Below are 15,206 nucleotides of genomic sequence, written 5' to 3'. Positions count from 1 at the left end.
CCATCCGCCGCTCGCTGATCCACCGGGAACGATCAGAGGGGCCCTACGCCTCGCCGATGCGCAGCGTCGTGACGCGGGACGTCTCGCCGAGCAGCGGCTGGAGCGAGGACGCCTCGCGCGCGTACTTGGCGCGGTAGGCGTCGTCCACGGCGGCGCGGGTCGCCTCGTCGTCCACCCGCGTCACGGCGACGGGGTGCCTGCCGCGGTCCGACACGATGGTCGCCCGGCCCGCGCGCGTGGCCCGCCGGTACCAGTGGGAGCCCTCGCCGTAGGCGCTGCGGACATAGGGCACGTCGTCGACGGTGACGGACCAGATCGGGGTCTCCCGCTCGCCGCCCGAGGCGAGCGGGGTGGCGATGCGGATGGTGTTGGCGGTGCCCAGGTAGTCCTTGACTGCGGCGAATTCGGGGGTCATCGTGCGGCTCCTCAGCGTCCGGCATTGCCGACAAATCGGCTCATGACGGAACGAGGGTAGGCCGGGCGCCTCGCCATCCCCGGCATTCGCCGTTCCGCCCGCGTGGCCGCAACGACGCCGCTGAAGGAATCTTTCTCTCCCAACCCCCTTGATCTGGAGGAGATTTACGCCATTCTCGGAAATCGAACGGTCTACCTCCGCTCCCCTTCCCCCCACAGGAGTGCGCGATGTCCCGTGCCCGACGCAGGAGGCTCCTGCGGTCGCTCGCCGCGGCGGTGGTGACCGCGGGGGTGCTGCTGACCACCCCGGCCCCCACGGCCACCCCGGCGCCCACCGCGTCCCCGACCCCGTCCCCGACCCCGTCCCCCACCCCGTCCCCGGCTCCCGCCCCCACGGCGCCGCCCGCGGAAGCGCCGCACGCCCCTGACCCCGCAGCGCGGGCCTCGTGGGTGGAGGAGCGGCTGGCGTCGATGACGCTCGACGAGAAGGTCGGCCAGCTCTTCGTCACCTACGCCTACGGCGCGACCGCCGACACCACGGACCCCGATGACGTCGCCAGGAACCAGGAGTGGCTCGGCGTCGACAACGGCCACGAGGCCGTCGAGCGCTACCACCTCGGCGGGGTCATCTACTTCACGTGGTCGGACAACCTCGCCGACCCCGTCCAGGTCGCCGAGCTGTCCAACGGCCTCCAGCGCGCCGCGCTCGACCAGCCGTCCAAGGTGCCGCTGCTGGTCACCACCGACCAGGAGCACGGCGCCATCACCCGCCTCGGCGAGCCCGCCACCCGCCTCCCCGGCTCCATGGCCCTTGGCGCCTCGGGCGACCCCGACGACGCCCGCGAGGCCGCCCGCATCGCCGGGGCCGAGCTGCGCGCCGTCGGCATCACCATGAACCACGCGCCCGTCGCCGACGTCAACGTCAACGCCGCCAATCCCGTGATCGGCATCCGCTCGTTCGCGGGCGACCCGGCCCTGGCCGCCGAGCTGACGGCCGCCCAGGTCGCCGGATACCAGTCGGAAGGCGGCGTGGTCGCCAGCGCCAAGCACTTCCCCGGCCATGGCGACACCGCCGTCGACAGCCATGTGGGGCTCCCGGTGATCACCCACACCCTCGAGGAGTGGCGCGCGCTCGACGCCCCGCCGTTCGCCGCCGCCGTCGAGGCCGGGGCGGGCGCGGTCATGAGCGGGCACCTCACGTTCCCCGAACTCGACCCCTCGGGCGCGCCCGCGACCCTCTCCGAGCCCATCATGACCGGCCTGCTGCGCGAGGAGCTCGGCTATGACGGCGTCGTCATCACCGACTCGCTCCGCATGGCGGGCGTGCGCGAGAGCTACCCCGACGCCGAGGTCCCCGTGCGCGCGCTCGCGGCAGGCGTCGACCTGCTGCTGATGCCGCCCGATCTGGAGCTGGCCCACCGGGCGGTCCTCGACGCCGTCGCCTCGGGCGAGCTGACCGAGGACCGCGTCGACGCGTCGGTGCGCCGCGTGCTCACCCTCAAGTGGGAAGCGGGCATCGTGGACGACCCGTTCGCCGACATCGACCGGGTGGACGACATCGTGGGCAACGCCGACCACCGCGCCGCCGCCCTCGACATCACCGGGCGCACCACCACCCTGGTGCGCAACGAAGGCGCCACCCTGCCGCTGGCCGCCGACGGCCGCGACGCGCTGGTCACGGGCGCGGGCGGCGCGGTGCGCGGCCTGGCCGACCGGCTCGCCGCGCATGGCCTGCCCGCCGCTGCCCACCCGGTGGGCGCCGACCCTGGCGCGGACGCGATCGCCGAGGCGGTCGCGGCGGCCGAGGGCCACGACACCGTGCTGGTCGTCACCGCGAACACCGCGGCCAACGCCGGGCAGGCCGCGCTCGTCGAGGCGCTGGCCGCGACCGGCAGGCCCGTGATCACCCTCTCCACCGACATCCCCTACGACATCGCCCACCACCCGTCGGCCGACGCGCACCTCGCGCTCTACTCATCGGTGCCCGTCGCCCTCGACGCCGCCGCCGCGGTGCTGCTGGGCGAGAGCGGCCCTGTGGGCACGCTGCCCGTCGAGGTCCCCGCCGCCGACGACCCCGACCGGGTGCTCTACCCCCTGGGCCACGGCCTGCGTTACCCGTAGCCAGGAGACGAACGAGAAGCGCGAGCGAGAAGCGCGAGCGAGAAGCGAAGGAAGGACCCGATGCGCCATCCCCTGCCCCGCCCCCTGCGCCGCAGGCACCTGCTGGCCGCAGCCCCCGCCGCCCTGGCCGCCTCCGCGGCCCCGGTGAGCGCCGCCTCCCCGGCCCCCGCCGAGACCGCGCGCCGGGGGCGCCGGGTCACCACGGGGTTCGACGCGCTGCGCGCCGACGGCTACGCCGCTCTCGCGGGGCAGCGCGTCGGCGTCATCTCCAACCCCACGGGCGTCGACCGCGACCTCAACCACCTGGTGGACGTCATGGTCGCCGACGGGCGCGTGGACCTCGTCGCCGTCTTCGGCCCCGAGCACGGCTTCCGCGGCACCTCGCAGGCGGGCGAGGGGGAGGACTTCTTCGTCGACGCCAAGACGGGCCTGCCGGTCTACAACGCCTACAACGACGCCGCGACGATGGAGGAGCGCTTCGCCGAACTGGGCCTGGACACCGTGGTGTTCGACATCCAGGACGTCGGCGCCCGGTTCTACACCTATATCTGGACCATGTATCTGGCGCTTGAGGCCGCCGCCCGCCTCGGCCTGCGGTTCGTCGTCCTCGACCGCCCCAACCCCCTCTCGGGCGCCGAGGCCACCGGTCCCGTGCTGCACCCCGAGCATGCCTCGTTCGTCGGCCTCAAGCCCATCGCGCAGCGGCACGGCATGACGATCGGCGAGCTGGCCGGGCTGTTCAACGCGGTCTTCGTCCCCGAGGCCACCGGGGGCCGCGCCGCCGAGCTGCGCGTGGAACGGCTCGGGGGCTGGCGCCGTTCGCACCGCTGGGCAGACACCGGGCTGCCCTGGGTGCCGCCGTCGCCGAACATGCCCACTCCCGCCACCGCCGACCTCTACGCGGGCACGTGCCTGTTCGAGGCCAGCGCCCTGTCCGAGGGCCGCGGCACCACCCTGCCGTTCCAGCTGCTCGGCGCCCCCGGTATCGACCACCGCTGGTCCGAGGCGCTGAACGACCGCGGCATGCCGGGAGTCCGCTTCCGCGAGGCGTACTTCAGCCCCACCTTCTCCAAGTGGGCGGGGGAGACCTGCGGCGGCGTCGAGGTCCAGGTGACCGACCCGGACGCCCACGACCCCATTGCCGTGGGGCTCACCCTGCTCACCGAGCAGTGGCGGCTCTTCCCCGAGCACCGCTGGCGCTCCCAGGACGGCGGCTCCGCCCACTGGCTCGACAAGCTCAGCGGCAACGGCGCCGTCCGCCTCGCCATCGAGGAGGGCGCCGACGCCGACGAGCTGCCCGCGCTCTGGGCCGACGACCTCGCCGCCTTCCGCCGCCTGCGCCGCGACCACCTCATCTACCGCTGATCCGTACCGCTGACCCGGCCGCGCGGCCCCGCCCGCCCACGCCCCCGACCCGAGCAGGGCCGTGGCGTCGTGGTGGACGCCATCCGCGTCACCGGGGCCACCGGGTGATCCTGGCCGGTGAACGCCCCGCGGACGCGGCCCGTTTCGTCCCCGACGGCTGGACGGCGACGGAGCGCTGACGCCGCCGGGGCCGCATGGGACGTGTCAACGGGGGTAGGCGCCGAGCCAGTTGCTCGGTTGGTCAGCGCGCTCGCCGGTGGGCGAGATCCGCGGACGTGTGGAAGGGGCGATGACGCTGATGACGGTGTCGACGGCCGGGACGATCGGGACGGCCGGGACGATCGGGACGGCCGTGGCGATCGGTACGGCCGTGGCGAGCGACGCGGGCGCGCTGCCGGAGGTCGCGGAGCCACGCAGGGTCGCGCCCGCCGCGCCCGCGCCGGGGCGCGCCCCCGTGCCGCACCACGGGCCCTGAGCGCCCGGCGCACACCGGCGTGAAGGCCCGTCGGGCGCGGAACCATACAGGAGAAGTGACCGCGCCTTGAGGGGGAGGGGCCGTGCTGTCACGGGCGAGCGAGGCATGGGCGTACGCGCGGGAGAGCGCGCGGGCGCTGACCGAGTGGCACATCGGCCGCGATCCGGGCGAGGGCGAGCCCGCGAGGACCTGGCGGCTGGCCACCGACCTGCTCGCGCTCGCGGCCTGGCGCGTCGCCGGGGACCTTGGGCTCCCGGTCGAGGACGTGCCGCTGGCCGCAGTGGCGGGGCGGCTCGGCGACGCCCGCGTGGAGGGCCTGCTCACCCGCGGCCACCCGCCCGCCGACGTGCCGGGCCCGCCGCCCGGCTGGCGCGGCATCCTGCGGCGTGGCCCCATGCTGGCGCGCGCCGCCCGCGCCGTGGTCGAACGCCACCTGGCCGCCGCCGTCGAGGACGACGTGGCCGACGAGACCAACGGCGGGGCTCCCGGCATGCCGCCCGCGCTGTGGGGCGACCGGGTCAGGGCCGTGCGCTCCGCGGGCCTGCCCGGCACCGTCCCCGCCTGGCGCGAGGCCGCGGAGCTGACGCTCGACCAGCTCGCGGACATCGGCTCGCGCCACGCGGCGCGGCACTGGGCGCCGGGCAGCGCCGAGCGTTTCGCCGCCGCGCAGCTGGCCACCCTCGTCCCCGCGCTCGGCACCTCCGGCACCGGCGGCGGCTGGCTGCCCCGGCTGCGGGGGCTCGCGGGCGCCGAGGCGTCGCTCACCGCGGTGACGCGCCAACACCCGCCAGGCGTCGGGGCGTTCGGCCCCCGCCTGGGCCGCGCCCTGGTCTCGGCCCAGGCGGCCCTGCACCCCGCGGTGACGCTCGCGGGCGAGCTCGACCGCGTGTGGGCGCGCAGACCGGCGGCCCAGAGTGTCGCCCGCTGGGAACGCCAGCACCTGCCGCGCCCGCTGCGCACCCAGGTCGCGGGCCTCGAGGACATGGTGGCGGCCGTGGAGGCCCTGATGCGCCGCATCGCCGGGAGCACGTGACGCCCCGGCCATCAGCCGACGGGGCGTCGGATGTCACCGGGGCTTAAGGCGCGGTACACCGGGCCCCCGCACGATGGCCCGGCCTCACCGCAATCCGCAATCGGCGCCCTGGAGTACGGCCATGACCCCACCCGCAACCCCCTGGAACCGCAGACGGTTCGCCGGGGCGCTCGGCGGCGTCGCCGGGCTCGCCGCCCTCGCGCAGGTGCCGCTCGGACGGGGCGCCTTCGCCGCGCCGCGCCGGGGCCACGGGCGCGACCCGTTCTCCCTCGGCGTCGCCTCGGGCGACCCGGCGCCCGACGGCTTCGTGCTGTGGACGCGGCTCGCGCCCGAGCCGTTCGAGCCGGACGGCGGGATGCCGCGCCGCCCCTTCCCCGTCTCCTGGCAGGTGGCCGCCGACCCGGACATGCGGCACGTCGTGCGCCGCGGCACCGTCGCCGCGCTGCCCGAGCTCGGGCACTCGGTGCACGTCGAGCCCGTGGGGCTGCGCCCCGACCGCGAGTACTGGTACCAGTTCCGCCATGGCGCGGATCTCTCCCCGGTCGGCAGGACCCGCACCACCCCCGCGCGGGGCGCGCGCCCCCGGCGCCTGTCGTTCGCCTACGCCTCTTGCCAGGACTGGGCGTCCGGCTACTACTCCGCCTACCGCAACCTCGCCGACGAGGACATCGACCTGGTCGCGCACCTGGGCGACTATGTCTACGAGGGCGGCATACCCGCCGACGGCGGCTACCGGAACACTCCGGTGCCCGAGCGGCTGCGCGCCGCTCCCCGCACCCTGGAGCAGTGGCGGCTGCGGTACGCGCTCTACAAGTCCGACCCCGACCTCCAGCGCGCGCACGCCCTCTTCCCGTGGATCGTCACCTGGGACGACCACGAGGTGCAGAACGACTACGCGGGCGACGTCTCCCAGTACGAGGACGACATCCGCGCGCTGCGCCTGGCCGCCTACCAGGCGTACTACGAGCACCAGCCGCTGCGCCGCTCCGCCATCCCGCGCGACCACGAGATGCGGCTCTACCGGCGGCTGACGTATGGCGACCTGGCCCAGTTCAACGTGCTCGACGGCCGCCAGTACCGCGACATCCCGCCGGGTGGCTGGGGCGAGGCCCCCGCGACCGAGGCCGCGTACGACCCGTCGGTGACGATGCTGGGGGAGCGGCAGGAGCGCTGGCTGCTCGACGGGCTCGCCGACTCGCGGGCGCGCTGGAACGTCCTGGCCAACAACGTGATGATGGGCCGCCTCGACCACGACGGCCCCGCGGGGGACGTGCTGTGGCACGACGCGTGGGACGGCTTCCCCGCCGCCCGCGCGCGCGTCACGGACCGGCTCGCGCAGGCCAGGGTGAGCAACCCCGTGGTGATCACGGGCGACTGGCACTCGACGTTCGTCAACGACATCCACCGGGACTTCGACAACCCCGAATCGGCCGTCGTGGCCACGGAGTTCGTCGGCACGTCGATCTCCACCAACGGCGACGGCGAGGTCCACGGCCCCTACTACGGCCCGATGATCCGCCACAACCCGCACATCCGCTTCTTCGACGGCGACCGGCGCGGCTATGTGCGGTGCACGGTCGAGCGGGACGCGTGGGTGACCGATCTGCGGATGGTCAGCACGGTCGGCAGGCCGGACGCGCCGGTGGAGACGTTCGCGTCGTTCGTCGTCGAGAACGGCGTGCCGGGGGCCCGCCAGCTCTGAACCCGGCAGGCCCCGCGCGGTGAGCCGCGCCGCGAAGGCGTCGGCGGCGCCAACGCCTCACGGACCGGGGTCCGCGAAACGCCGTACCGCTCGCCCAGCACGGTCTCGAGCAGGACGCTGCCCGGGGGATAGGCGCCGTGGATCAGGTCGTCCTTGATCCGGTTGTAGTGCACATCGCCCGGCTTGCCACGATCGCCACCCCGCGCGCCGCCCACCGGCGACTCCCCCGTGCCGACCATGTCCCACTCCCTCGCCGTCCCACTCCCTCGCCGTCCCACTCCCTCGCCGTCCCACTCCCTCACCCCGAAGCCGCTCCGCATCGTAGGCGCTGCGGCCGGGGCGGTGGCGCGGTCCCGCGGGGAGCCGGGCACGCGTCGTCAAGGGAACGGCGACGCGACGTCATGGATCAGAGGGCGTCCCCGGGCATATCCTCGTCGGCGCGCGCCGGGGTGGGATGTCCGGGCGGGTCCGAGAGGCCCCGCCCGGACGCGAGCGGCGCGCGGGGGCGACTCCGCGTCAGCGGCGCCTCAGCGGCTGACCCTCAGGCCGCGCACGCGGTTGACGGCGGCGGCGATCTCGAAGCGGCGGGGGACCGCGAAGTCCTCGTCCCTGACGGCCAGCAGCGCCGCGACGCCCTCGGGGCCCGCCAGGTCCAGGTCGAGCAGGTCGAGCGCCTCGGCGAGGGAACGCCGCCCGTCCAGGTGCCCGCGCCGCACCAGCAGGTCGATGGCCAGGCCGACGCCCACCACCTGCTGGGCGTCTGCCAGTTGCTCGACGGCGCGCACATCCACCTCGTGCTCCCCGAGGACCAGCAGGTCACGCCCCCTGGCGCGCACGCGCGGGCGGCCGCGCGCGGTCGCGTCCAGCGACGCCGGGTCGGGGCGGCGGTGGACGACGCCGGGGAACGACTCGGCCTCGGCGCGCCGCCCCTCGGGCACGGCCGCCACCTGCCTGGCGCGTTCGGTGACGTCGGACAGCCGGTAGGCGTCCATCATCAACACCCGGTCGGCGACCTCCAGATAGTCACCCGAGCCGCCCATCACCAGCACCGTGGACACCCCGTGGTCGCGGTGCAGCGAGCGCACCGTGTCCACCAGGGGCGTCAGCGGCTCGTGCTCCCTGGACACCAGCGCCCGCATCCGCGCGTCCCTGATCATCAGGTTGGTGGCGGCGGTGTCCTCGTCGATGAGCAGGACCCGCGCCCCGGCCTCCACCGCCTCGCACAGCGACGCGGCCTGCGACGTGGAGCCCGAGGCGTTGGGCGTGGAGAAGTCCCGGGTGTCCGAGCCCTGCGGCAGGCGGTCGACGAACGCGTGCACGTCCACCCGCGTCACCGAACGCCCGTCCTCCGCACGGATCTTGACCGTATCCGCGCGCGAGGCGACCCGTTCGCGCCCGTCGCCCGGCTCGTGGTCCCTGACGCCGGTCTCCAGGGCGCGCAGCAGCGTCGACTTGCCGTGGAATCCGCCGCCGACGATCAGCGTCACGCCCTCGGGGATCCCGGTCCCGGTGACGGGCCCGGCGTGCGGCAGCCGCACCGTCACCCGCAGCGCGTCGGGCGCGGTGAACGGGACGCCGTCCGCGCCATCGGCCGGGCGGTCGTCCGCCCCCGTGCGGCGCGGCAGCAGCGCGCCGTCGGCGACGAACGCCACCAGGCCGAGCCCCGGCAGCGCGGCCCGCAGGGCGGCGGAGTCCTCCACGGTCGCCACGAACTCCCGCGCCGCGTCCGCGTCCGACGCCCTGTGGCACAGGGCGCGTTCGGCGAGGCGCGGCAGCACGTCGCACAGCAGGCGGCGCGCGGCCCGCCCTTCGATCCGCCGCCCCTGGCCCGGCAGGGCCACGCCGAGCCGCAGCGTGACCGAGCCGTCGGCCGCGTCCACCACGCACGAGGAGCGGTCGAGCACTTCCTGGCCGCCCGCGTCCACGCGCAGGGCCCGCTCGGGGGCCGCCTCGCGCGCCGCGCGGCGCACCACGTACCCGGCGAGGGCGCGGCGGCGCACGGGGGAGTCCCACAGGTCCCGGGGGAACGCGGCCCGTTCCCCCGGCACCCGCACGGCCACGCGCGCCGGGGGCGCGAACGGGTCGGCCTGCGCCCTGACCAGCTCCACCGTCCATCCGCCCGGCAGCTGCCATGGGCCGACGAGCCCCTTGTACCTGCCGTACGGCGCGCCGTCGAGCCGTTCGAGCTCGCGGTCGAGACCGCCGCGACCCTCACGCCGACTCATCGCGCGCTCCCACTCGCCGCCACCTGATCCCCTCGTTCCCGCCGTCGTCCCGGTGCGGCACGTTACAGCGTGCGCTCCAGGCGTTCGGCCAGGAGCTTGGTGAAGCGCGCCGGGTCGCCGAGCTGGCTGCCCTCCGCGAGCAGCGCCATGCCGTACAGCAGCTCGGCGGTGCCGGGCAGCTCGGGGTCGTCGGCGCGCTCGGCGTGCGCCCTGCGCAGTCCTTCGACCAGCGGATGGCCGGGGTTCAGCTCCAGGATCCGCTTGCTCGCGGGCACCTCCTGGCCCATCGCCCGGTACATCGCCTGGAGGGCGGGCGTCACATCGCCCGTGTCCGACACGACGCACGCGGGGGAGACGGTGAGCCGGGAGGAGAGCCGCACCTCCTTGACGTCATCGCCGAGCCGTTCGCCCATCCACGTCAGCAGCCCCGCGTACTCCTCGCGTCGCTGCTCGCGCTCGGCCTTGGCCTCCTCCGCCTCGTCGCCCGCGTCGAGGTCGGCCTCGCCCTTGGCGATGGAGTGCAGCTCCTTGCCGTCGAAGGGCGGCACCGCCCCGACCCACACCTCGTCGACCGGGTCGGTGAGGATCAGCACCTCGACGCCCTTCTCGCGGAACGCCTCCATGTGCGGGGAGTTCTCGACGGCCGCCCTGGACTCGCCGGTCATGTAGTAGATGTGCTTCTGCCCGTCCTTCATGCGCTCCACGTACTCGGCGAGCGTCGTCGGCGTCTCCGCGTCGTGCGTGGAGGCGAACGACGCGACGGCGAGGATCGCGTCGCGGTTGTCGAAGTCGCTGAGCAGGCCCTCCTTGACGACGTGCCCGAACTCCCGCCAGAACGCCGAGTAGTTGTCGGGGCGGGCGGACTTCATCTCCCTGATCGTGGAGAGCACCTTCTTGGCCAGCCTGCGGTGCATCAGCTGGATCTGGCGGTCCTGCTGAAGGATCTCGCGGGACACGTTGAGCGACAGGTCGGCGGCGTCGACCACGCCCTTGACGAAGCGCAGGTACTCGGGGATCAGGGCCTCGCAGTCCTCCATGATGAGGACGCGCTTCACATAGAGCTGAACGCCCCGCTTGCTGTCCTGCGCGAACAGGTCGCGCGGCGGGTGCGAGGGCAGGAACAGCAGCGCCTGGTACTCGAACGTGCCCTCCGCGCGCACCTGGATGATCTCCAGGGGATCGGCCCAGTCGTGGCTGATGTGCTTGTACAGCTCGTGGTACTCCGCGTCCGAGACCTCGTCGCGGGAACGCGCCCACAGGGCCTTGCGGGAGTTGAGCGTCTCGGGCTCGGCGGCCTCCTCGCCCTCGTTGTCCTTCTCCTCCCCCGCGGCCTTCTCCCCCGCGGCCTTCTCCCCCGTGACCATCCGGATGGGCCACGTGATGAAGTCGGAGTACCGCTTGACGATCTCCTTGATCTTCCACGGCGCGGTGTAGTCGAAGAGCCTGTCCTCGGCGTCCTCGGGCTTGAGCCGCAGGGTGATCGCCGTGCCCTGGGGCGCCTCGTCGAGCGTCTCGACGGTGTACGTGCCCTCGCCCGTGGACGTCCAGCGGGTGCCCTTGTCCTCACCGGCGCGGCGGGTCACCAGCGTGACCTCGTCGGCCACCATGAAGCTGGAGTAGAAGCCGACGCCGAACTGCCCGATGAGCCCTTCGGCCGCCCCCGCGGCCTGGGCCTCCTTGAGCTGCTGGAGGAACTCGGCGGTGCCGGACCTGGCGATGGTGCCGATGAGCCGCACCACGTCGTCGTGCGACATCCCGATCCCGTTGTCCCGCACGGTCAGCGTGCGGGCGTCCTTGTCGGCTTCGAGCGCGATGTGCAGGTCGGACACGTCGGCGCCCAGCGTGTCGTCCCGCAGCGCCTCGATGCGGAGCTTGTCCAGCGCGTCGGAGGCGTTGGAGATCAACTCCCGCAGGAACACGTCCTTGTTCGAGTAGATCGAGTGGATCATCATCTGGAGGAGCTGGCGCGCCTCAACCTGGAACTCGAACGTCTCGGTCGGCATGGTCGTGAAATCCCTCACCTGTGTCACCAGTTCACGGGAGCCGAGCCCCCCGTGGGCGTCGCGGGCTCCCAGGCTGTTGTCCAGGTGATGGTATGCCGAGCCCGGCTACGTCAGGCAACCGGTGGTAGCCGCCCGTGGCTTCAGCCGCGCGCGTCGACGCGCCGTCCGGACCACGCGCGCCTCCGTCACGGTCGACCGCCCGCGCGTAGCCGTCAGGCCGTGAGGCCGCCCTCGCCCCCGCCGGGGCAGGCGGCAGAGGGCGCCTCCGTGCGGGGCGAGGTCGGCGTGCAGGGTGCCGCCCTCGTGCGGCATCTCGGCGTGGGTCCACAGCTCCCTGACCGCGTCGTCGGGCCGGGCGCCGATCGAGGCCAGAGGCACGGCGACCCGCGCCGGGGCGTCGGCGAGGGAGAAGACGGCGGCGCGCCCGTTGCGGATGGCCGACCTCTGCGTGGTCGGTTGCGGTGGCGCACACGTTGTGTCGAACAGAACGTGCCCCGTCTCGGAAGAGCATCCGCCCGCGGTGGGGCGGCAGGGCTGGGCCGCCGCTACTATCAACGCGCCCCGGGCCACGGGGCGTTGACGCGCGAGAGGCGGAGCTGCGATGGACGATTTCCTGGACGAAGTGGTGGACGAGGCCCTTGACGAGACCGAGGACGCGCTCGAGGACATCGGCGTCGACGTGGAGATCGACGGCGACTGAGCGCGAGAACGGGCCAGCGGCGCGGCCTTGACACCCGCCGGGTGGCGCGCCGCGGCCCCCTGACGGCCCCGTGCCCGTGGGGTCACGGGCGTGTGAGGACCACAAGCCGCTGGGGCGCCCTGTCATCGCGACACGGCGGTCGACCGCTCCGGGGACTCCCTCGCCGAGCTCAGGGGTGAGCGACCCGACGCGGGAGCCCTCGGGCGCGCCACGCGTCGGGAGCGGCAGGGAGCCCGTGGGCCCCTTGCCTTTCGTGCGTCACGAGGCGCGTGTCACGAGGCGCGTGTCACGAGGCGATGCGCTCCTCCAGGCGCGCCGCGAGCCCGGGATCCGGTCTCGGAATGTCGCCGAAGTGCGGGTCGTGGTCGCCAGGAAGGCGCTGGACCACCTGCGTCAGCGCCTCGCACGGCGGCGCGCCGCGGGCGCACGGCTCGTCGTCCGCGTCGGCTCCGAGCGACGAGACGGTGCGCAGCAGCAGGGACTCCACGGCGGTGAACCCCCCCGGTGGTACGGGCACGGTTGCTCCCACGCGGAGAAGCCGCGCCGGGGCACGTCGTTCGTGCTGGAGGCCGTCTCCTACGGGCCGCCCGCCGGGGGCGCCGACGGGACGGCCGAGGGCGGCGAGGCGGCCGAGGCCGAGGCCGAGACGCTGCGCGGCCTGCGGCACGACGGCTCGGCGCCGATCCTCGCCGAGACGCTCGACTACTTCGACTTCCTCGACCGCCTGGCCCCCGGCGTGAGGGACCTCAAGAAGGCCGGGTACGGGACCTGGGCCCACCCCTGGCTGAATCTCCTGCTCCCCGGCGACCGCGCCGCCGAGCTGTCCCGCACCCTGCTCGACGAGATCGCGGGGCAGCACGTCTTCACCGGCTGAGCGGGCCGCGGCGGGCGACCCGCCGCCGATGCCCGCGGGCCCATGGCCGTCCCCCGCTTCCACCGCCGTCCCGCATGAAAGATCCGATGTATTCTGCTGGGGCGTCGACGTGGGGAGGAACGCGATGTCCGTGACCGACGACGCCATCGAGGCGATCAAGCAGATGATCGTGGACGGCGAGCTGCGGCCAGGCGACCGCCTCCCGAGGGAGCCGGACCTGGCCGACCGGCTCGGCCTGTCGCGCAACTCCCTGCGCGAGGCCGTGCGCGCGCTCTCGCTCATCCACGTCCTCGACGTCAGGCGCGGCGACGGCACGTATGTGACCAGCCTCGAGCCCTCGCTGCTGATGGACGCGATGGGCTTCGTCGTCGACTTCCACCGCGACGACACCGTGCTCCAGCTCCTCGAAACCCGGCGCATCATCGAGCCCGCCGCGACCGAGCTGGCCGCGCTCAAGATGCCCATGGCCGACATCGACGCGCTCGCCGAGCTGCTCGACTCGCTGGGCGACGACCCCACGGTCGACCAACTGGTGGAGAACGACCTGGAGTTCCACCGGCGCATCGCCGCGGGCTCGGGCAACGCCATGCTGGCCTCGCTCGTCGAGACCCTTTCGGGCCGCACGCAGCGCGCCCGCACCTGGCGCGGGCTGACCCAGGAGGGCGCGGTGGCGCGCACGCTCGCCGAGCACCGCGCCATCGTGCAGGCGCTCGCCGGGCGCCAGACCGACATCGCCCGCGCCACGGCCACCGTGCACGTCGCGGGCGTCGAGCAGTGGCTCCGCCAGACCCTCGTCGAACGGCGCTGAGCCGCCGCCCCGGGCACCGCGCCCCACGCGTCGCGCCAACACCCCCAATGATCGGGTCTCTTGGCCGATCGGGCCGGGCCGTCGCGGCGACACGGAGGGGAATCACGGGGGAATCGGCGGGCTTCACGCAGTCTTGACGCTCGATACATCGGATGTCTATTGTCGCCGGAAGCCCAGCTCGTTCAAGGGAGTGTGTCCGTGGCTCGCTTTATCGACATACAGACGCACGACGTGCGGTTCCCCACCTCGCGCACGCTGGACGGCTCCGACGCCATGAACCCCGATCCCGACTACTCGGCCGCCTATGTGCGGCTGCTCACCGACGCGGGCGACGGGCTCGAGGGCCATGGGTTCGTCTTCACGATCGGGCGGGGCAACGATGTGCAGGTCGCCGCCCTGCGCGCGTTGGAAGGCCATGTGCTCGGGCGCGACGTCGAGGCGACCCTGGCGGATCTCGGCGGGATGTGGCGGGAGTTGGTGCACGACTCGCAGCTGCGCTGGCTCGGCCCCGAGAAGGGCATCATGCACATGGCCATCGGCGCGGTCGTGAACGCCCTGTGGGACCTGCGCGCCAAGCGCGAGGGCAAGCCCCTGTGGCGGCTGCTCGCGTCGCTCAGCCCCGAGGAGATCGTCGACCTCGTCGACTTCCGTTACCTCACCGACGCGCTCACCCCCGACGAGGCGCTCGGCATCCTGCGCGCCGCGGGCCCGGGGCGCGCCGAGCGCGAGGCGCGGCTGCTCGCCGACGGCTACCCCGCGTACACCACCACGCCGGGCTGGCTCGGCTATGACGACGACAAGCTCGCCCGGCTGTGCCGCGAGGCGGTGGCCGACGGCTTCGGGCAGATCAAGCTCAAGGTGGGCGCCGACCTGGCGGACGACGTGCGCCGCCTCGCCCTCGCGCGCGACGTGTGCGGCCCCGGCATCCGCATCGCCGTGGACGCCAATCAGCGCTGGGACGTGGCCGACGCGATCCGCTGGGTCGAGGCGCTGCGCCCATACGACCTCGCGTGGGTCGAGGAGCCCACCAGCCCCGACGACGTCGTGGGGCACGCCGCCATCGCCGAGGCGATCGCGCCCATCCCCGTCGCCACGGGCGAACACGCCCAGAACCGCGTGGTGTTCAAGCAGCTCCTCCAGACCCGCGGCGCCTCCGTGCTCCAGCTCGACGCCACGCGTGTGGCCGGGGTCAACGAGAACGTCGCGATCCTGCTGCTCGCCGCCAAGTTCGGCGTCAGGGTCTGCCCGCACGCGGGCGGCGTCGGGCTGTGCGAGGCGGTGCAGCACCTGGCGATGTTCGACTTCGTCGCGGTCTCGGGCACGGTCGAGGACCGCATGATCGAGTTCGTCGACCACCTGCACGAGCACTTTGTGACCCCGGTCGACGTGCGCGAAGGGCGGTACTTCGCGCCCCAGGCGCCGGGCGCGGGCACCGAGATGGTGGCCGCGTCCCTCGGCGCGTACGCCCACGGCTGAGCGGCGCCCA

General features: G+C 74.1%; 13 protein-coding genes and 1 pseudogene. 8 read left to right on the top strand and 6 right to left on the bottom strand.

What is annotated here, in order from left to right:
* Nucleotides 1-43: 43 nt before the first annotated feature.
* Nucleotides 44-415 (bottom strand): DUF2255 family protein, encoded by a 372-nt coding sequence (locus tag DEH69_RS20355; protein ID WP_113688425.1) that lies wholly within the window; start codon nucleotides 413-415, stop codon nucleotides 44-46.
* Nucleotides 416-642: 227 nt separating this feature from the next.
* Here DEH69_RS20355 and DEH69_RS20350 point away from each other — a divergent pair, with 227 nt between their 5' ends.
* From DEH69_RS20350 to DEH69_RS20330, 5 genes are all read left to right on the top strand, one after another.
* Nucleotides 643-2,535 carry a glycoside hydrolase family 3 protein gene (locus DEH69_RS20350; RefSeq protein ID WP_113688424.1) on the top strand — a complete coding sequence of 631 codons (1,893 nt, stop codon included), beginning with the start codon at nucleotides 643-645 and terminating at the stop codon, nucleotides 2,533-2,535.
* Nucleotides 2,536-2,595: 60 nt separating this feature from the next.
* Nucleotides 2,596-3,900: an exo-beta-N-acetylmuramidase NamZ domain-containing protein gene (locus tag DEH69_RS20345; RefSeq protein ID WP_113688423.1), complete on the top strand. Its 1,305-nt coding sequence runs from the start codon at nucleotides 2,596-2,598 to the stop codon at nucleotides 3,898-3,900.
* Between the two features lie 289 nt (nucleotides 3,901-4,189).
* Nucleotides 4,190-4,375: a hypothetical protein gene (locus tag DEH69_RS20340; RefSeq protein WP_113688422.1), complete on the top strand. Its 186-nt coding sequence runs from the start codon at nucleotides 4,190-4,192 to the stop codon at nucleotides 4,373-4,375.
* An 82-nt stretch (nucleotides 4,376-4,457) separates the two neighbouring features.
* The gene (locus tag DEH69_RS20335) at nucleotides 4,458-5,408 is read left to right on the top strand and encodes a hypothetical protein (protein WP_113688421.1); all 951 of its coding nucleotides are present in this window, start codon (nucleotides 4,458-4,460) and stop codon (nucleotides 5,406-5,408) included.
* A gap of 121 nt (nucleotides 5,409-5,529) precedes the next feature.
* Nucleotides 5,530-7,110, top strand: coding sequence for an alkaline phosphatase (locus DEH69_RS20330; protein WP_113688420.1), 1,581 nt, complete (start codon nucleotides 5,530-5,532; stop codon nucleotides 7,108-7,110).
* Nucleotides 7,111-7,160: 50 nt separating this feature from the next.
* Here DEH69_RS20330 and DEH69_RS20325 read toward each other — a convergent pair.
* From DEH69_RS20325 to DEH69_RS32955, 5 genes and pseudogenes are all read right to left on the bottom strand, one after another.
* A pseudogene (locus DEH69_RS20325) lies at nucleotides 7,161-7,283 on the bottom strand (GntR family transcriptional regulator); the annotation flags it as partial.
* A 354-nt stretch (nucleotides 7,284-7,637) separates the two neighbouring features.
* On the bottom strand, nucleotides 7,638-9,335 hold the full coding sequence (locus DEH69_RS20320; protein ID WP_113688419.1) for an ABC-ATPase domain-containing protein: 1,698 nt from the start codon (nucleotides 9,333-9,335) through the stop codon (nucleotides 7,638-7,640).
* Between the two features lie 62 nt (nucleotides 9,336-9,397).
* Nucleotides 9,398-11,338 carry a molecular chaperone HtpG gene (gene htpG, locus DEH69_RS20315; RefSeq protein ID WP_113688418.1) on the bottom strand — a complete coding sequence of 647 codons (1,941 nt, stop codon included), beginning with the start codon at nucleotides 11,336-11,338 and terminating at the stop codon, nucleotides 9,398-9,400.
* 105 nt (nucleotides 11,339-11,443) lie between these two features.
* Complete coding sequence (locus DEH69_RS33670) at nucleotides 11,444-11,908, bottom strand: hypothetical protein (protein ID WP_113688417.1); 465 nt, start codon at nucleotides 11,906-11,908, stop codon at nucleotides 11,444-11,446.
* Nucleotides 11,909-12,324: 416 nt separating this feature from the next.
* A complete protein-coding gene (locus DEH69_RS32955) occupies nucleotides 12,325-12,555 on the bottom strand; it encodes a hypothetical protein (protein ID WP_258534828.1) in 231 nt (76 codons plus the stop codon).
* A 42-nt stretch (nucleotides 12,556-12,597) separates the two neighbouring features.
* On the opposite strand from DEH69_RS32955, the gene DEH69_RS32950 reads away from it, so the two are divergent.
* The 3 genes from DEH69_RS32950 to DEH69_RS20295 all read left to right on the top strand — a co-directional run bounded on the left by DEH69_RS32950 (nucleotide 12,598) and on the right by DEH69_RS20295 (nucleotide 15,196).
* Nucleotides 12,598-12,912 (top strand): hypothetical protein, encoded by a 315-nt coding sequence (locus tag DEH69_RS32950; protein ID WP_258534827.1) that lies wholly within the window; start codon nucleotides 12,598-12,600, stop codon nucleotides 12,910-12,912.
* A gap of 124 nt (nucleotides 12,913-13,036) precedes the next feature.
* Nucleotides 13,037-13,720 carry a FadR/GntR family transcriptional regulator gene (locus DEH69_RS20300; RefSeq protein ID WP_113688415.1) on the top strand — a complete coding sequence of 228 codons (684 nt, stop codon included), beginning with the start codon at nucleotides 13,037-13,039 and terminating at the stop codon, nucleotides 13,718-13,720.
* Between the two features lie 198 nt (nucleotides 13,721-13,918).
* The gene (locus DEH69_RS20295; protein WP_113688414.1) at nucleotides 13,919-15,196 is read left to right on the top strand and encodes an enolase C-terminal domain-like protein; all 1,278 of its coding nucleotides are present in this window, start codon (nucleotides 13,919-13,921) and stop codon (nucleotides 15,194-15,196) included.
* The last annotated feature ends 10 nt before the right edge of the window (nucleotides 15,197-15,206 follow it).

This window comes from Streptomyces sp. PT12 (assembly GCF_003311645.1).
Lineage (GTDB): Bacteria > Actinomycetota > Actinomycetes > Streptomycetales > Streptomycetaceae > Streptomyces.
The sequence above is the reverse complement of the archived record's forward strand: the minus strand, read 5'-3'. Positions and strand labels throughout refer to the sequence as shown.